Here is a 15,198-nt window from a genome sequence, read left to right as displayed (position 1 = left end):
CGTTGCGGTTTGCGCCGGCCGCCCGGGTCCGCAGGCCGTGACGCTCGTCGTCTCAGCGTGTCGCGAAGGGCTCGTCCGTGCGGACGATCTCGCGGCCCAGCGGGAGCAGCGAGACCGGGATGAGCTTGAAGTTGGCGATGCCGAACGGGACGCCGATGATCGTGACGCAGAGCATGACGCCCGTCACGATGTGGGCGAGCGCCAGCCACCAGCCGGCCAGGACGAGCCACAGCACGTTGCCGATGCAGGACGGGGCGCCCGCGTCGCGGCGCTCGACCGTGGTGTACCCGAAGGGCCACAGGGCGTAGACGCCGATGCGGAACGCCGCTATGCCGAACGGGATGCCGATCACGGTGATGCACAGGAGCACGCCGGCGAAGAGATACCCGAGGAACAGCCAGAAGCCGCTCAGGACCAGCCAGATGACGTTCAGGATTGTCTTCACTGTTGGCGACCTGCCATCTGCTCGAGTCGGGCGATGCGCTCCGCCATGGGCGGGTGTGTCGAGAACATCTTCGACAGTCCCTGGCCCGGACGGAAGGGGTTCGCGATCATCATGTGGCTCGCGGTCTCGAGCCGGGGCTCCGGGGGCAGCGGGAGCTGCTGGGTGCCCGCCTCCAGCTTGCGCAGGGCGCCGGCGAGGGCGAGCGGGTCGCCGGTGAGGCGGGCGCCGGACGCGTCGGCCTCGTACTCGCGGGAGCGGCTGATGGCGAGCTGGATGAGGCTGGCCGCGAGCGGGCCGAGGATCATGATCAGGAGCATGCCGAAGATGCCGGGGCCCTCGTCGTCGTCGGAGCGGCCGACCGGGATCAGCCAGGCGAAGTTGACCAGGAACATGATCACGGAGGCGAGGGCTCCGGCGACGGAGGAGATCAGGATGTCGCGGTTGTAGACGTGGCTCAGCTCGTGGCCGATGACCCCGCGCAGTTCACGCTCGTCCAGGATGCGCAGGATGCCTTCCGTGCAGCACACGGCGGCGTTGCGCGGGTTGCGGCCGGTCGCGAAGGCGTTGGGCGCCTCCGTCGGGGAGATGTACAGGCGGGGCATCGGCTGCCGGGCCTGGGTGGAGAGGTCGCGGACCATGCGGTACAGGGCCGGGGCCTCGAACTCGCTGACCGGGCGCGCACGCATGGCGCGCAGGGCCATCTTGTCGCTGTTCCAGTACGCGTACGCGTTGGTGCCGATGGCGATGAGGACCGCGACGACGAGGCCGGTGCGGCCGAAGAAACTGCCGATGACGATGATGAGTGCGGACAGTCCCCCGAGGAGTACTGCGGTCCTGAGCCCGTTGTGCCGGCGGTGCACGGTACGCCCTCCAAGTGGTGCGGCAGGGGAACCCTTCGCTTGCTTCTGTTCGGTCCACCGGTGTCGTGGTGTCACATCCAGTGGACCCTTCCGTACTGGTCAACGCCAGGCGAACGCCCTGGGTTCCCCGGCGCGTGCGGACAGGGGCGGGCCGTCCGGGTGACTCAGAACAGACCGCCGCTCGCGAACCGCAGCACCAGCTGGGGCGCCCCGGACAGGGCGATGCCGATGAGGCCGGTCAGGGTGATCGCGGCGGTGAGGGGCGCCGGGGCGCGGTGGCGTGCGGTCGCGCCTTCGGGGGCGCGGAACAGCAGGGCCGCCCACTGGAGGTAGTAGTACAGGGCGATGACGACGTTGACGGCCATGACGACGGCGAGCCAGCCGAGTCCGGCGTCGACGGCCGCGGCGAAGACCGTGACCTTCGCGAAGAGTCCGATGATCCCCGGCGGCAGCCCGGCGAGGCACAGCAGGAAGAAGGCCAGGAGCAGGGCAGTCACCGGGTTGGTGGCGTACAGGCCGCGATAGTCGGTGAGGCGGTTGCGGGTCCGGGTGCGGCCCACGAGCGCGGCCACGGCGAACGCGCCGAGGTTCACGGCGGCGTACATGAGGGCGTACGCGACGGTGGACCCGATCGCCTTCTGCGCGTCCTTGGCGTGACCGGCCGCGGCGATCGGCACCAGGAGGTAGCCCGCCTGGCCGACGGAGGACCAGGCGAGCAGGCGTACCGCGCCGTACGCGCGCGTGGCCTGCTGGCGCAGGGCGCCGACGTTGCCGACGGTCATGGTGAGCGCGGCCAGCACGGCGAGGGCCGGGCCCCAGACGTCGGCGTAGGAGGGGAACGCGACGACGGCGGCGAGGATCAGGCCGGTGAAGCCGACGGCCTTGCCGACGACGGACAGGTAGGCGGCGATCGGCAGCGGGGCGCCCACGTAGGTGTCGGGGACCCAGAAGTGGAACGGGGCGGCGGCCAGTTTGAAGGCGAAGCCGATCAGGGTGAGGACGACGCCGGTCTGGGCGAGGGTGTGGAACTGCGCGTCGACGTGCGGGAGGCGGTCGGCCACCTGGGTGAGGTAGAGGGTGCCGGTGGTGGCGTAGACGAAGCTGACGCCGAGGAGGCTGACGGCGGTGGCGGTGACCGACGACAGGAAGAACTTCAGGGCCGCGTCGGAGGACTTCCGGTCGCCGTGCCTGAGGCCGACGAGCGCGAAGGCGGGCAGGGAGGCGACCTCCAGGGCGACGATCAGGGTGGCCAGGTCGCGGGAGGCGGGCAGGAGGGCGGCTCCGGCGGCGGAGGACAGCAGCAGGAACCAGTACTCCCCTTCGGGGAGCCCTCCGCGCGCGTCCTCGAGCGCGGTGACGGACAGCAGTGCCGCGAGCAGCGCTCCGCCCAGCACGAGGAACTGGATGACGAGTGCGAAGTGGTCGGCGGTGTAGCTGCAGACACCGGCGCCTCCCGGCCGGCAGAAGGTGCTGCGGTCGCCGTCCAGGAGGGGCAGCAGGAGCAGCGCGGAGGCGGCGAGGCCCGTGACCGACACCCAGCCGAGGACGGGTTTGCGCGCGGCGGGCACGAAGAGGTCTGCGACGAGCACGACGAGGGCGGTCACCGCGGTGAGGGTGGGGGGCGCGATGGCGAGCCAGTCGACGGACTGGACGGCGGAGGCGGCCAGCGGCTGGACCAGGGCGCTCATCGGGTGCCTCCTGCGAGGAGCTGCTGCACGGCCGGGTCGGTGAGGCCGAGCAGGGCTTTCGGCCAGAGCCCGGCGAGGACGGTGAGGGCGACGAGCGGCGTCCAGGCCGCGAACTCGAACCCGTGTACGTCGGCGAGCTTCGGGGTCTCCTGTGGCAGGGCCCCCATGCACACGCGGCGCACCACGACGAGCATGTACGCGGCCGTCAGCAGGGTGCCGAACGCGCCGATCGCCATGAAGGTGAGGAAGGCGGGGCGGCTCAGTCCGGCGGCGGGGTCGAAGGAGCCGAACAGGGCGAGCATCTCGCCCCAGAACCCGGCCAGGCCCGGCAGGCCGAGCGAGGCGACCGCGCCGAAGGCGATCAGTCCGCCCAGGCGCGGTGCCCTGCCGTAGAGGGCGGCTCCGGCGCTCTCGGCGAGGGTGTCGAGGTCGGTGGTGCCGGTGCGGTCCTTGATGCCGCCGACCAGGAAGAACAGCAGGCCGGTGATGAGCCCGTGGGCGATGTTGGCGAACAGCGCGCCGTTCACGCCGGTCGGGGTCATCGTGGCGATGCCGAGCAGGACGAAGCCCATGTGGCCGACGGAGGAGTAGGCGATGAGGCGTTTCAGGTCGCCCTTCGCGCCCTGCTTGGCCAGGGCCAGGCAGGCCAGGGACCCGTAGATGATCCCGGCGACGGCGAACGCGGCGAGGTAGGGCGCGAAGGTGTGGAAGCCGTGCGGTGCGACCGGCAGCAGGATCCGGACGAACCCGTACGTACCCATCTTCAGCAGGACGCCCGCCAGCAGGACCGAGCCCGCGGTCGGGGCGGCGGTGTGGGCGTCCGGGAGCCAGCTGTGCAGCGGCCACATCGGGGTCTTGACCGCGAGTCCGAGCCCGATCGCCAATACGGCGATGACCTGCACGGACGCGGTCAGTGACCGGCCGTTGTCAGTGGCGAGTGCCACCATGTCGAACGTGCCCGCCTTGATCCCGATCAGGAGCAGGCCGAGCAGCATGACGACGGAACCGAGGAGGGTGTAGAGGATGAACCGCCAGGCGGCGGCCCGGCGGCCCTCGCCGCCCCAGCGGGCGATGAGGAAGTACATCGGGACGAGCACCGTCTCGAAGGCGAGGAAGAAGAGCACGAGGTCGAGCACGGCGAAGGTCGCGAGCGTGCCGGACTCGAGCAGGAGCAGCAGCGCGACGAAGGCCTTGGGGGCCGGGCCCGCGGGCGGCTTGAAGTAGCTGTGGAGCGCGCAGAGGAAGGTCAGCAGCGCGGTCAGGACCAGCAGGGGGAGGGAGATGCCGTCGATGCCGAGGTGGATGCGCACGTGGAGTGCGGGGATCCAGCTGATGTCGGTCGTGGCCTGCATCTTCGACGGGTGGGCGTGGTCGAAGCCGAGCGCGAGGACGATCGCGGCGGCCAGGACGACGCCGGTGACGGTCACGCCGTGCCGGAGCACGGCCTGCTCGGGTGACTTCCCCTTCAGCCCCGGCGGGGCGGGCAGGAGGGCGGCGAGCGCTCCCAGGAGCGGGCCGGCGACGACGAACGCCAGAAGAAACTGCATCACGGACTCGCTGATACCGATCACGCCTGCTCACGCTCCCGTGGCGACGAGGACGACGGCGACCGCCAGGACGACGGTGCCGGCGAGCAGCGCGCTCACATAGGTCTGCACATTGCCGGTCTGGGCACGTCGTACGACGGCCCCGAGCAGCCGCGGTGCGGCCCCGGCACCGCGTACGTAGGTCTCGACGACCTCGCGGTCGAGGAACCGGACGAGGCTCGCCCCGGCCGCCACCGGGCGGACGAACAGGGTCCGGTACACGGCGTCCAGGTGGAAGCCGGTGGCCGCGTGGCGGTGCAGCGGGCCGAGGAGCAGCCGGGCGGGGTCGGCCGGGTCGGCGGCGTAGGCGATGTCGCCGTACGCGGGCCGGTGGGTGGCGATGGCCTCCGCCTCGACGAGTCCGGCGTCGGCCTCGGGGTGGGCAGCTACGGCACCGAGCGGGGTGCGGGCGAGGAGGGCGGTGGTGTGCCGCCACGCGCCGTATACGACGACGACTCCGACCAGTGCCAGGCCGGTGCCGAGGACGGAGGTGGTCAGGGTCGGGGCCAGGGAGGCGTCGGCGAACCAGTCGGGCAGCACGCGGAAGGCGAGGCCGCCGAAGGCGAGGGAGGGCACGGCGAGCACCCAGAGCACGGCGTTCATGGCCAGGGGCTGCCTGCCGTGGCCGGGGGCCCCGGCGCCGCGTCCGCGGAAGGCCAGCAGCCACAGCCGCATGGCGTAAGCGCCGGTCAGCAGGGCGGTGAGGAGGCCGGCGACGAGGACGATCCAGCCGGCCGCGCCGGGCGCGTGGTCGGTGTGGCCGGTGGCGACGTGCTCGGCGGCGGCGAGGACGGACTCCTTGGAGAAGAAGCCGCTGAAGGGCGGGATCGCGGCGAGCGCGAGGAGCGCCACGGTCATCGTCCAGAAGGCGTCCGGGACGCGGTCGCGCAGGTCGCCCATGCGGGACATGGCGGCCAGCGAGTTGGTGCCGGCGGCGTGGATGACCGCGCCGGCGGCGAGGAACAGCAGCGCCTTGAAGGCGCCGTGGGACAGGAGGTGGAAGACGGCGGCTCCGGGGGCGCCGACGGCGAGGGCGCCGGTCATGTAGCCGAGCTGGCCGATCGTCGAGTAGGCGAGGACGCGTTTGATGTCGTCCTGGGCGAGCGCGGCGAGCGCCGAACCGGCCATGGTGACGGCGGCCATGACGGCGAGCACGGTCATCGCGGCCGTGGAGGCCTGGAAGACGGGGAGGAGACGGGCGACGAAGTAGACACCGGCGGCGACCATCGTCGCGGCGTGGATCAGCGCGGAGACGGGTGTCGGGCCGGCCATCGCGTCGGGGAGCCAGGTGTGCAGCGGGAACTGCGCCGACTTGCCCGCCACGCCCGCCAGGAGCAGCAGGGCGATCAGGGTCGGGTGGTGCAGGCCGCCGCTGGTGACGGCGTCGAGGATGCGGGTGATCCGGAAGGAGCCGGTGTCACCGGCGAGCGCGAACAGTCCGATGAGGAAGGGGACGTCACCCAGCTTCGTCACCAGGAAGGCCTTGAGGGAGGCGGCGCGTGCCTCGGGCGTCTCCCAGTAGTGGCCGACCAGGAAGTAGGAGCAGATACCCATGACCTCCCAGCCGACCAGCAGCACGATCAGGTCGCCGGAGTAGACGACGAGCAGCATCGCGGAGGTGAACAGGGAGACGAGCGCGGCGTAAGAGGGGTAGCGCGGGTCGTCGCGCAGGTAGCCCGTGGAGTAGATCTGCACGCAGGTGGCGACGGTGGCGACCAGGACGGCGACGAGCGCGGCGTAGCCGTCGATGTGCAGGGCGAGTTCTACGGGGACCGAGCCGGTGGGCGTCAGTTCGGTGGCGGCGTCGACGGCCCGGCCGCCGCCTTGGTCGGCCGCGACCAGCGCCGCGAGGACGAGGGAGGCGAGGGTCGGCAGGACCGCGAGCGGGCGGACGAAGCCTGGGGCGGTGCGCCCGAGTAGCAGTCCGGCCACGGCGGCCAGGAACGGGAGGAGGGGGACGAGGACGGCGAGGGTGGTCGTGGTCACGCGGTGGCCTCGGTCTTCCCGGCGGCCGGCGCGGTCGCGGCGTCGCCGTCGGTGCCGTCGTCGTCGGTGCCGTCGCCTGTGCCGTCGCCGTCGGTGCCGTCGTCGGGGCCCTCGGCGGAGTCGCGGAGCCGGTCGATGTCCGAGCTGCCGCGGTTGCGGTACACGGCGAGGACGATCGCCAGGCCGATGCCGATCTCGGCGGCGGCGATGGCGATGGTGAACAGGGTGAGTGCCTGCCCGGAGTGCAGGGTCTCGGCGGCGGCCTTGCTGAGCCAGACGTCGAAGGCGACCAGGTCGAGGTTGACGGCGTTGAGCATCAGCTCGACCGACATCAGGACCAGGATCGCGTTGCGGCGGGCGAGGACGCCGTAGAGGCCGGTGCAGAAGAGAAGGGCGGAGAGTACGGCCGGGTAGACGAGGTGCATCAGCGGGTGCCCTCCTTCGCGGCCCGTTCGTCCCGCGCCCGCGGGGGCAGGGAGGCGGTCGCGTGCGCCTTCGCCCTGCGGGAGAGGACGATCGCGCCGACCAGGGCGGCCAGGAGCAGCACGGAGAGGGCCTCGAAGGGCAGGACCCAGTTCTGGAAGAGGCTCTGGCCGGTGGCCTTCGTCGTACCGGCGGCGGCGCCGTCCAGGTCGATCCAGGTGGTGCGGAAGGCGTCGACGACCACCCAGACCAGGGCGGCCGCGGCGGCGACGGCCACGGCGAGGGCCGCCGGGCGGTTGCCGGAGTCGGCGTCCGGGGAGCGGCCGATGGGGGCCTTGGTGAGCATCAGCCCGAACAGCAGGAGGACCACGACGGAACCGACGTAGATGAGGACCTGCACCCAGGCGATGAACTCGGCGGTGAGCAGGAGGTACTCGACGGCGAGGCCGCCGAGGGTCACCACCAGCCACAGGGCGGCGTGCACGAGTTGCCGGGTGGTGACGGTGACGAGTGCGGCGCCGAAGGTGGCGAGGCCGACGAGGAGGAAGGCGACCTCGACCCCGGTCGGGGAGAGGAAACCCTGGGGAGCGGTGGCGGGGGTCACGACTCTCCTTCCCGCGGCTCGGCGGACGGCTGGACGGGGGGCTCGGCGGGCGGCTGCTCGAAGGGCCGGGCATCGGAGGGCCGGGCGGGCGGCTCGGCTGACTCGGCCCGCGCGGCCTCCTGCTGGGCGGCCTCGGCCTCCTGCTGGGCGGCCAGCTTGTCGGCGCTCTTGCGTGCGGCGGCGACCTCCTTCGGCTCCTCCGCGCCGGGGTCCAGGGCAGGCGGGGCCGGAACGGTCCACATCCACTCGCGGAGCTTGTCGCGTTCGTGGGTGAGGTCGCGGATGTCGGTCTCGGCGTACTCGAACTCCGGGGACCAGAACAACGCGTCGAAAGGACAGACCTCGATGCAGATGCCGCAGTACATGCACAGGGAGAAGTCGATGGCGAAGCGGTCGAGGACGTTGCGGCTGCGTTCGCGGCCGCCCGGGGCCGCCGCCGGCACCGTCTCCTTGTGGGAGTCGATGTAGATACACCAGTCCGGGCACTCGCGGGCGCAGAGCATGCAGACGGTGCAGTTCTCCTCGAACAGGCCGATCACACCGCGGGTGCGGGGCGGGAGGTCGGGCTGGGTGTCCGGGTACTGCTCGGTGACGGTCTTCCTCGTCATCGTGCGCAGGGTGACGGCCAGGCCCTTGGCGAGGCCGGAGCCGGGGATCGATGGACGGGGCCGCCCGGAGGGCGTCGTTGAGGGGCGGTGGTCGGGCGACGGGCGGGACACTAGGAGATCACCACCTTGACGATGCCGGTGAGGGCGATCTGGGCGAGGGAGAGGGGGACGAGGAGCGTCCAGGAGAGTTTCTGGAGCTGGTCCTCGCGCAGCCGGGGGTAGGTGACGCGCAGCCAGATGACGGCGAAGGCGAGGACGGCCGCCTTCAGCAGGGTCCACACCCAGCCGAGGCCGTCGGCGCCCCAGGGGCCGTGCCAGCCGCCCAGGAAGAGGACGGTGGTCAGGCCGCACAGGACGACGATCCCGGCGTACTCGGCGAGCAGGAACAGGGCGAACCGCAGCCCCGTGTACTCGGTGTACGCGCCGAAGATGATCTCCGAGTCGGCGACGGGCATGTCGAACGGCGGGCGTTGCAGTTCGGCGAGTCCGGCCACGAAGAAGACGACCGCGCCGACGATCTGCCAGGGCAGCCACCACCAGTGGAAGGCGTCGAGGATGCCCGGCAGGGAGACCGTGCCGGCCGCCATCGCGACGGAGGCGGCGGCGAGCAGCATCGGAAGTTCGTAGGCGAGGAGCTGGGCGGCGGTGCGCAGGCCGCCGAGGAGGGAGAACTTGTTGGCGGAGGCCCACCCGGCCATGAGCGAGCCGAGCACGCCGACGCCCATCACGGCCAGCGCGAAGAAGACGCCCGCGTCCAGGACCTGGCCGACCGCGCCCTCGCCGGGGCCGATCGGGATGGCGAGCAGCACCAGGAGGTACGGGAGGAGGGCGACGGCGGGGGCGAGCTGGAAGATACGGCGGTCCGCGCCCGCCGGGACGACGTCCTCCTTCTGCGCGAACTTCACGCCGTCCGCGACGAGCTGGGCCCAGCCGTGGAAGCCGCCCGCGTACATGGGACCGAGCCGGCCCTGCATGTGGGCCATCACCTTGTGCTCGGTCTGGCCGACGATCAGCGGGAGGACGAGGAAGACCACGAAGACGACCAGGAGTCGCAGGGCGACGTCGAGCACGCCGTTCACCGCGGGTCTCCTTCCGGGTCGTCGGGGGCGGGCGGGTCGGTGGGTTCTGTGCGCCCTGTCGGCTCCGGGGGTTCCGCAGGCGTCGCGGCCTCCGTGGGCTCCGCGGCCTCCGTGGGCTTTGCCGGTTCTGTGGGCTCCGCCGGGGCGGTGGGCTGCCGCGGCTCCGCGGGCGCGACGGGCGCCGTGGGCACCGTGGTGGCGTCCGGGAAGGCCTCCGGCTCGTGGAAGGCCGGGCGGGCGTGGTGCCAGGGCGCGTCGGAGCTGCGCGGGACCGTGGGCTGCTTCGGCTCCCCGGAGGTGCGGGGCGGTGCCGACTGCGCCGCCCGTTGCGAGGCGGATCCGCCGCTCGCGCTGCGCGAACGGCGAGGGGCGGCCGGTGCCTCCGAGGCCGCCGGTGTCTCCGGGGCCACCGGTGTCTCCGGGGCCACCGGTGTCTCCGGGGCCGCCGGTGCCTCCGGGGCGCTCGGGGTGTCCGAGGCCGCCGATGTCTCCGATGCGCTCGGAGTGGCCGAGGCGCTCGGGGTGTCCGAGGGCGCCGATGTCTCCGAGGCGCTCGGAGTGGCCGGGGTCTCGCTGGGTGCCGTCTGACTCGCGGAGCCCTGGCTCGCGCTCCGCATCCGGCGCGGCGGCCTGGCGGCCGCTCCCCCGGCCGTCCCGGCCCCTGACCTGGGAACTGCCGGGGCTGCCGGAGCTGCCGGGGTGCTCGCCGCTTCCGGTGCTCCGGCCCTCGCCGTACCCGGCGAACCCGCCGTACCCGGTGTGCCCGCCGTGCCCTTCGAACCCGGTGTGCTCACCGCCCCCGCCGTACCCGGCGAACCCGCCGTGTCGCCGCTCTGGCTCGCCGAGCCTCCCGCGGCCGTGCGCGTGCGCCGTACCGGACGGTCGCCGGCCGCGCGGGCCGGGCGGTCGGCCGTCGGTCGGCCCGCGCCCCTGGCCGGGCGGGCCGGGGCGGCCGGGAGGCTGCCCTTCAGGGGGCCCCACTCGTTGGGGTCGGGGACGCCCGGCGGCAGCATCTGACGCCGCTTGGGGCCGCCGTGCTCCGATTCGCCCGGCTCCTTCGCCCCCGGCCAGGCCTTGGCCACCCGGGCGGCCAGGACGAAGTCCTTGCGCAGGGGGTGGCCTTCGAAGGTGTCCGGGAGCAGGAGGTGGTCGAGCGCCGGGTGGTCCCGGAAGTCGATGCCGAACATCTCGTGCGTCTCGCGTTCGTGCCAGGCGGCGCCCGCGTAGACCTCCACGGCGGTCGGCAGGACCGGCGCCTCGTGCGGGACCGTCGTGCGCACGAGCAGCCGCCGCAGCGGGTTCAGCGCGACGACGTGCGCCGCGACCCGCAAGCCCGTGCCCGGCTCGTCGACCGCGCTCAGCCAGTCGAAGTAGGTGCAGCCCAGTTCGTCGCGGGCGGTCAGCAGCGCGGGGATCCAGGAGCCCGGCGGTACGTCGACCGTCAGGACCTCGTAGGACTCCTCCGCCGTGGCCTCGGGGCCGAACAGTTCCCCGGCGGGCGCGGGCAGCCAGCCGGCGCCGCTCATCGCCCGTCCCCTTCGACGGCGTCCCGCGCCGCGGAGCCTCCCGCCGCGGACCGGTCCCCGGCCGTCGGCGGTTTCACCAGCCCGCTCTGCAGGGCCGCCACCGACGGACGGGCCGTACCGCTCCCGTACCGCTCCCCCAGCGACTCCCGGGCGATCTTCTCCTGGAGCTTGAGGATGCCCTGGAGCAACGCCTCGGGGCGCGGCGGGCAGCCGGGGACGTAGACGTCCACGGGGATGATCTGGTCGACGCCCTTGGTGACGGAGTACGAGTCCCAGTAGGGGCCGCCGCAGTTGGAGCAGGCCCCGAAGGAGATGACGTACTTCGGCTCGGGCATCTGCTCGTACAGGCGTTTGACGGCCGGGGCCATCTTGTCCGTGACCGTGCCGGAGACGACCATCAGGTCGGCCTGGCGCGGTCCGGGCGCGAACGGGATCACGCCGAGGCGGATGAAGTCGTGCCGCGCCATCGACGCGGCGATGAACTCGATCGCGCAGCAGGCGAGGCCGAAGTTGAAGACCCACAGCGAGTAGCGGCGGCCCCAGTTCAGGACGACCTTCATCGGCTCGGGGGCCAGGCGGGACAGGGCGCCGAGCCGCTTGGGCTCCGGGAGCGCGACGGGCTCGGGCACCGCGGGGTTCACGTCCATGCCAGGACGCCCTTCTTGTAGGCGTACAGCAGGCCGACGGCCAGGAAGCCGAGGAAGACGAACATCTCCACCAGCGTCGCCGCGCCGTAGCCGGGGGCGGCGAAGACCGTCGCCCAGGGGAACAGGAAGATCGAGTCGACGGCGAAGATCACGTACAGGAAGGCGTAGACGTAGTAGCGGACCTGGGTGTGCGCCCAGCCCTCGCCGACGGGGTCGACGCCGCACTCGTAGGTCAGGAGTTTCTCGGGCGTGGGGACCACCGGGCGCAGCAGCCGGCCGGCGCCGAAGGCGACGGCGACGAACAGCACGCCCACGACGGCGAGCAGTCCGACGACCGAGTAGGAGTGGAAGTAGTCCGCCGCGACGACGACGGCCTGCCCCCGCGCCGTCTCCCGCAACGTCTCCGTCACCGTCCGTCCCTCGCTCCCCGACCTGGTCGGCCGCCTCGTGCCCGTGCCGCCTGTCCGACGATCTGTACGAACGGGAGTCTAGGCCCTGATAAAGAGCGGGTAAGCAGCCCGTCGCACCGTGAGACGCGGGGTGGGGTTTTCCCCCGCCCACCAGGGCGGCCGACCTCATGGCGCCTTCGGCCGCCGCACGGCACGCTAGCTCGTATGACCGCACCTACCTCCTCTGCCGGTCCGGCCGCGTCCGGCGCCGGGGACCCGGACCGCGACCGGCTGCCGCCGGCCCGCTTCGCCTTCGACCTGCCCACCTGGAAGGAGATCACGCATCTCCTGGTGAACCTGCCCGTGTCGCTGGTCGGCTTCGTGTACGTCGTGTCCGTGCTGGCCACCGGCACCGCGCTGACCGTCACCGTGGTCGGTCTTCCGCTGCTGGCGGCGGGCCTGATGGGGGCGCGCGTGCTGGGCAGGCTGGAGCGGAAGCGGGCGCGGGCGCTGCTCGGGGTGCGCGTCGACGAGCCGAGCCCGCTGCCACTGGCCCGCACGCAGGGGTGGCTCGGCCGGTGCTGGCTGATGCTGAAGGATCCGGTGGGCTGGCGGACGGCCCTGTACGAGTTCATCCGGCTGCCCTGGGGAGTGCTCACCTTCGGCGTCACGCTGACCTCGCTGTTCGTGCTGTGGCCGGTGCTGCCGTTCATCGCGCGGGGCCTGACCAACGTGGACCGGGCGCTGGTGCGCGGGCTGCTGTCGCCCTCCGACGAGCTGGAGCGGCGGATCGCGGAGCTGGAGTCCGACCGGGGTGTCGTGGTGGACACGGCCGCCGCCGACCTGCGGCGCATCGAACGGGACCTGCACGACGGGGCGCAGGCCCGCCTGGTCAACCTGGCGATGGGTCTGGGCCTGGCCAAGGAGAAGCTGCTGGAGGACCCGGACGCGGCTGCCGAGATGGTGGCGGAGGCGCACGGCGAGGTGAAACTCGCGTTGCAGGAGCTGCGCGACCTGGCCCGGGGCATCCACCCGGCCGTCCTGACCGACCGGGGCCTGGACGCGGCGCTGTCGTCGGTCGCCTCGCGCTGCACGGTGCCCGTGAAGGTGACGGCCGATCTGCCGTCGCGTCCGGCGGAGGCCATCGAGGGCATCGCCTATTTCACGGTGTCCGAGCTGCTGCAGAACGTCAGCAAGCACAGCCGGGCGCGGTCCGCCTCGGTCGACGTGTGGCGTTCCGGCGACCGGCTGCTGATCCAGGTGCGCGACGACGGCCGCGGCGGTGCCTCGCTGGACGGCGGCACGGGCATGCGGGGGCTGGCGGAGCGGCTGAGCGCCGTGGACGGCCTGTTCGTCGTCGACTCCCCGCAGGGCGGCCCGACGACGGTCACCGCGGAACTCCCCTGGCGGGACCGCACGGCCGGCTCCGCCGCGGGCACGGCCCCCCGCGCCGGGAGGGCCGAGAGGTCCAGGAGATCCGGCAGCTCCAAGAGGTGAGGCCCGGCATCTCTTAGAGCTTCCGGCAGCTCTAAGAGCTGAGGACCGGCAGCTCCAAGAGGTGAGGTCCGGCAGCTCCGAGAGGTAGGGAAAACCCCCGCACCGAGACGCCGACGCGCTCCATGGCCCGGCCCGCCCGCTGTCCAGCACTCTGGAGGCACGGCGGGACGACCGCGGGAAGCAGCACGAACACCCGGACGAACAGCAGCACACGAGGGGAACGGGACGACGCCCATGGCCACCGAGTACGGATCGCAGTACGGACAGGAGTACGCGCCCTACGGCGGGGCCGGGTTCCACGACGGTGACGGCGAGGGGCGGCGGCACCGGCTGCCCGCCGGACTCCGGGCGCCGTTCGAGGCGCGCAGCTGGCGGGAGTTCGGGTACGTGCTGCTGAGCCTGCCGATCAGCATCCTGCTCTTCACGTACGCCGTCACGATGGTGTCGCTGGGCGCGGGCCTGCTGGTGACGTTCCTCGGCATCCCGGTGCTTGCGGGGGCGCTGGCGGGCTGCCGGGGCTTCGGTGCGCTGGAGCGCGTGCGGGCGCGCGGGCTGCTCGGCCTGGAGGTGGGCGAGCCGGAGCCGCTGCGGATGAAGGGCCACGGCCCGCTGGCCTGGACCGGGGCCGTACTGAAGAGCGGTGCCTCCTGGCGGGCGCTGCTCTACGCCCTGCTGCACTTCCCGTGGGCGGTGTTCTCCTTCGTGGTGGCGACCGTGTTCTGGCCGCTGGGCTGGTCGCTGCTGACGTACCCCCTGTGGTTCTGGGTCTTGCCGATGTGGGCCGGTCAGGGCGGCATCCAGCTGTACGGCGACGAGCACCACCGGATCTACCTGGACAACCCGTTCGAGATCACGATGACCGCCCTGGTGGGGCTGCTGATCACGCTGGCCACACCGTGGATCGTCCGGGCACTGACCATGGTGGACCGGGTGCTCGTGTACGGGCTGCTCGGCCCGTCGCGGCTGTCGGCGCGCGTGGTGGAGCTGGAGTCCGACCGGGGTGTCGTGGTCGACACGGCCGCGGCCGACCTGCGGCGCATCGAACGGGACCTGCACGACGGGGCGCAGGCCCGCCTGGTGGCGCTCGCGATGGATCTGGGGCTGGCGAAGGAGAAGCTGGCCGAGGACCCGCGGTCGGCGGCGCGGATGGTGGACGAGGCGCACGGCGAGGTGAAGACGGCGCTCCAGGAGCTGCGCGACCTGGCCCGCGGCATCCACCCGGCCGTCCTGACCGACCGGGGCCTGGACGCGGCGCTGTCGTCGGTCGCCTCGCGCTGCACGGTGCCGGTGCGGGTGGAGGTGGACCTGGCGGAGCGCCCGGCGGCGGCGATCGAGGGGATCGCGTACTTCACGGTGTCCGAGCTGCTGCAGAACATCAGCAAGCACAGCCGGGCCCGGTCCGCCTCGGTCGACGTGTGGCGCTCCGACGACCGGCTGCTGCTCCAGGTCATGGACGACGGGGTGGGCGGCGCCGAGGTGTCCGCGGGGTCGGGCCTGGCCGGGCTGGCCGAACGGCTGGACGCGGTGGACGGGATCCTCGTCGTCGACTCGCCGGCCGGCGGCCCCACCCGGGTGACGGCGGAGCTGCCCTGGCGGCGCTGAGCGCGCAAGGCAGCGCGACCGGACCCACGACCGGAACCACGGACGGAATCACTACCGGACCCACGACCGGACACGCGGCGAACGCCCCACGGGAAGCACGCGGCCGACGCGCGGACCGGGGCACGCGGCCGACGCGCGGACCGGGGCCCACGCACCGGAGCAACGCACCGAAGCACGCAGCTCAAGCACAGCGCAAGCACACACGGAAGCATGCGGCGGCGGCCTGCCGTCCGGGCCCCCGAGGGCCACGGGCGGCAG

General features: G+C 72.8%; 14 protein-coding genes. 2 read left to right on the top strand and 12 right to left on the bottom strand.

The features are described 5' to 3' along the window. Positions 1–52: 52 nt before the first annotated feature. The 12 genes from ACFC02_RS12365 to ACFC02_RS12310 all read right to left on the bottom strand — a co-directional run bounded on the left by ACFC02_RS12365 (position 53) and on the right by ACFC02_RS12310 (position 11,862). Positions 53–445 carry a YccF domain-containing protein gene (locus tag ACFC02_RS12365; RefSeq protein ID WP_376355694.1) on the bottom strand — a complete coding sequence of 131 codons (393 nt, stop codon included), beginning with the start codon at positions 443–445 and terminating at the stop codon, positions 53–55. Beyond that, entirely contained in the window at positions 442–1,305 is an 864-nt protein-coding gene (htpX, locus tag ACFC02_RS12360) for a zinc metalloprotease HtpX (RefSeq protein ID WP_376355692.1), read from the bottom strand. Before htpX ends, ACFC02_RS12365 begins: the two co-directional genes overlap by 4 nt. A gap of 164 nt (positions 1,306–1,469) precedes the next feature. Next, a complete protein-coding gene (locus ACFC02_RS12355; RefSeq protein ID WP_376355690.1) occupies positions 1,470–2,993 on the bottom strand; it encodes an NADH-quinone oxidoreductase subunit N in 1,524 nt (507 codons plus the stop codon). Further along, on the bottom strand, positions 2,990–4,564 hold the full coding sequence (locus tag ACFC02_RS12350) for a NuoM family protein (protein ID WP_376355688.1): 1,575 nt from the start codon (positions 4,562–4,564) through the stop codon (positions 2,990–2,992). Before ACFC02_RS12350 ends, ACFC02_RS12355 begins: the two co-directional genes overlap by 4 nt. Positions 4,565–4,570: 6 nt before the next feature. Then, a complete protein-coding gene (locus ACFC02_RS12345; RefSeq protein ID WP_376355686.1) occupies positions 4,571–6,565 on the bottom strand; it encodes an NADH-quinone oxidoreductase subunit L in 1,995 nt (664 codons plus the stop codon). Further along, the gene (gene nuoK / locus ACFC02_RS12340; protein ID WP_376355684.1) at positions 6,562–6,990 is read right to left on the bottom strand and encodes an NADH-quinone oxidoreductase subunit NuoK; all 429 of its coding nucleotides are present in this window, start codon (positions 6,988–6,990) and stop codon (positions 6,562–6,564) included. Before nuoK ends, ACFC02_RS12345 begins: the two co-directional genes overlap by 4 nt. After that, positions 6,990–7,592, bottom strand: coding sequence for an NADH-quinone oxidoreductase subunit J (locus tag ACFC02_RS12335; RefSeq protein ID WP_376355682.1), 603 nt, complete (start codon positions 7,590–7,592; stop codon positions 6,990–6,992). The genes nuoK and ACFC02_RS12335 overlap by 1 nt, the downstream gene beginning before the upstream one ends. Beyond that, on the bottom strand, positions 7,589–8,200 hold the full coding sequence (locus ACFC02_RS12330; RefSeq protein ID WP_376355680.1) for a 4Fe-4S binding protein: 612 nt from the start codon (positions 8,198–8,200) through the stop codon (positions 7,589–7,591). Before ACFC02_RS12330 ends, ACFC02_RS12335 begins: the two co-directional genes overlap by 4 nt. Positions 8,201–8,310: 110 nt before the next feature. Continuing rightward, entirely contained in the window at positions 8,311–9,279 is a 969-nt protein-coding gene (locus tag ACFC02_RS12325; protein ID WP_376355678.1) for an NADH-quinone oxidoreductase subunit H, read from the bottom strand. Next, complete coding sequence (locus ACFC02_RS12320; protein ID WP_376355676.1) at positions 9,276–10,805, bottom strand: NADH-quinone oxidoreductase subunit C; 1,530 nt, start codon at positions 10,803–10,805, stop codon at positions 9,276–9,278. The genes ACFC02_RS12325 and ACFC02_RS12320 overlap by 4 nt, the downstream gene beginning before the upstream one ends. Continuing rightward, positions 10,802–11,452 (bottom strand): NADH-quinone oxidoreductase subunit B, encoded by a 651-nt coding sequence (locus ACFC02_RS12315; RefSeq protein WP_376355674.1) that lies wholly within the window; start codon positions 11,450–11,452, stop codon positions 10,802–10,804. The genes ACFC02_RS12320 and ACFC02_RS12315 overlap by 4 nt, the downstream gene beginning before the upstream one ends. Further along, positions 11,443–11,862: an NADH-quinone oxidoreductase subunit A gene (locus ACFC02_RS12310; RefSeq protein ID WP_360971913.1), complete on the bottom strand. Its 420-nt coding sequence runs from the start codon at positions 11,860–11,862 to the stop codon at positions 11,443–11,445. The genes ACFC02_RS12315 and ACFC02_RS12310 overlap by 10 nt, the downstream gene beginning before the upstream one ends. Positions 11,863–12,066: 204 nt before the next feature. Here ACFC02_RS12310 and ACFC02_RS12305 point away from each other — a divergent pair, with 204 nt between their 5' ends. Together ACFC02_RS12305 and ACFC02_RS12300 are read left to right on the top strand one after the other, a co-directional pair. Continuing rightward, positions 12,067–13,338 carry a sensor histidine kinase gene (locus ACFC02_RS12305; RefSeq protein ID WP_376355672.1) on the top strand — a complete coding sequence of 424 codons (1,272 nt, stop codon included), beginning with the start codon at positions 12,067–12,069 and terminating at the stop codon, positions 13,336–13,338. Between the two features lie 234 nt (positions 13,339–13,572). After that, positions 13,573–14,940: a sensor histidine kinase gene (locus tag ACFC02_RS12300; RefSeq protein ID WP_376355671.1), complete on the top strand. Its 1,368-nt coding sequence runs from the start codon at positions 13,573–13,575 to the stop codon at positions 14,938–14,940. The last annotated feature ends 258 nt before the right edge of the window (positions 14,941–15,198 follow it).

Source organism: Streptomyces sp. NPDC056160, from assembly GCF_042268205.1.
Taxonomy (GTDB): domain Bacteria; phylum Actinomycetota; class Actinomycetes; order Streptomycetales; family Streptomycetaceae; genus Streptomyces.
Note: the sequence above shows the minus strand (reverse complement) of the source record. Positions and strands in the feature narration are given on the sequence as shown.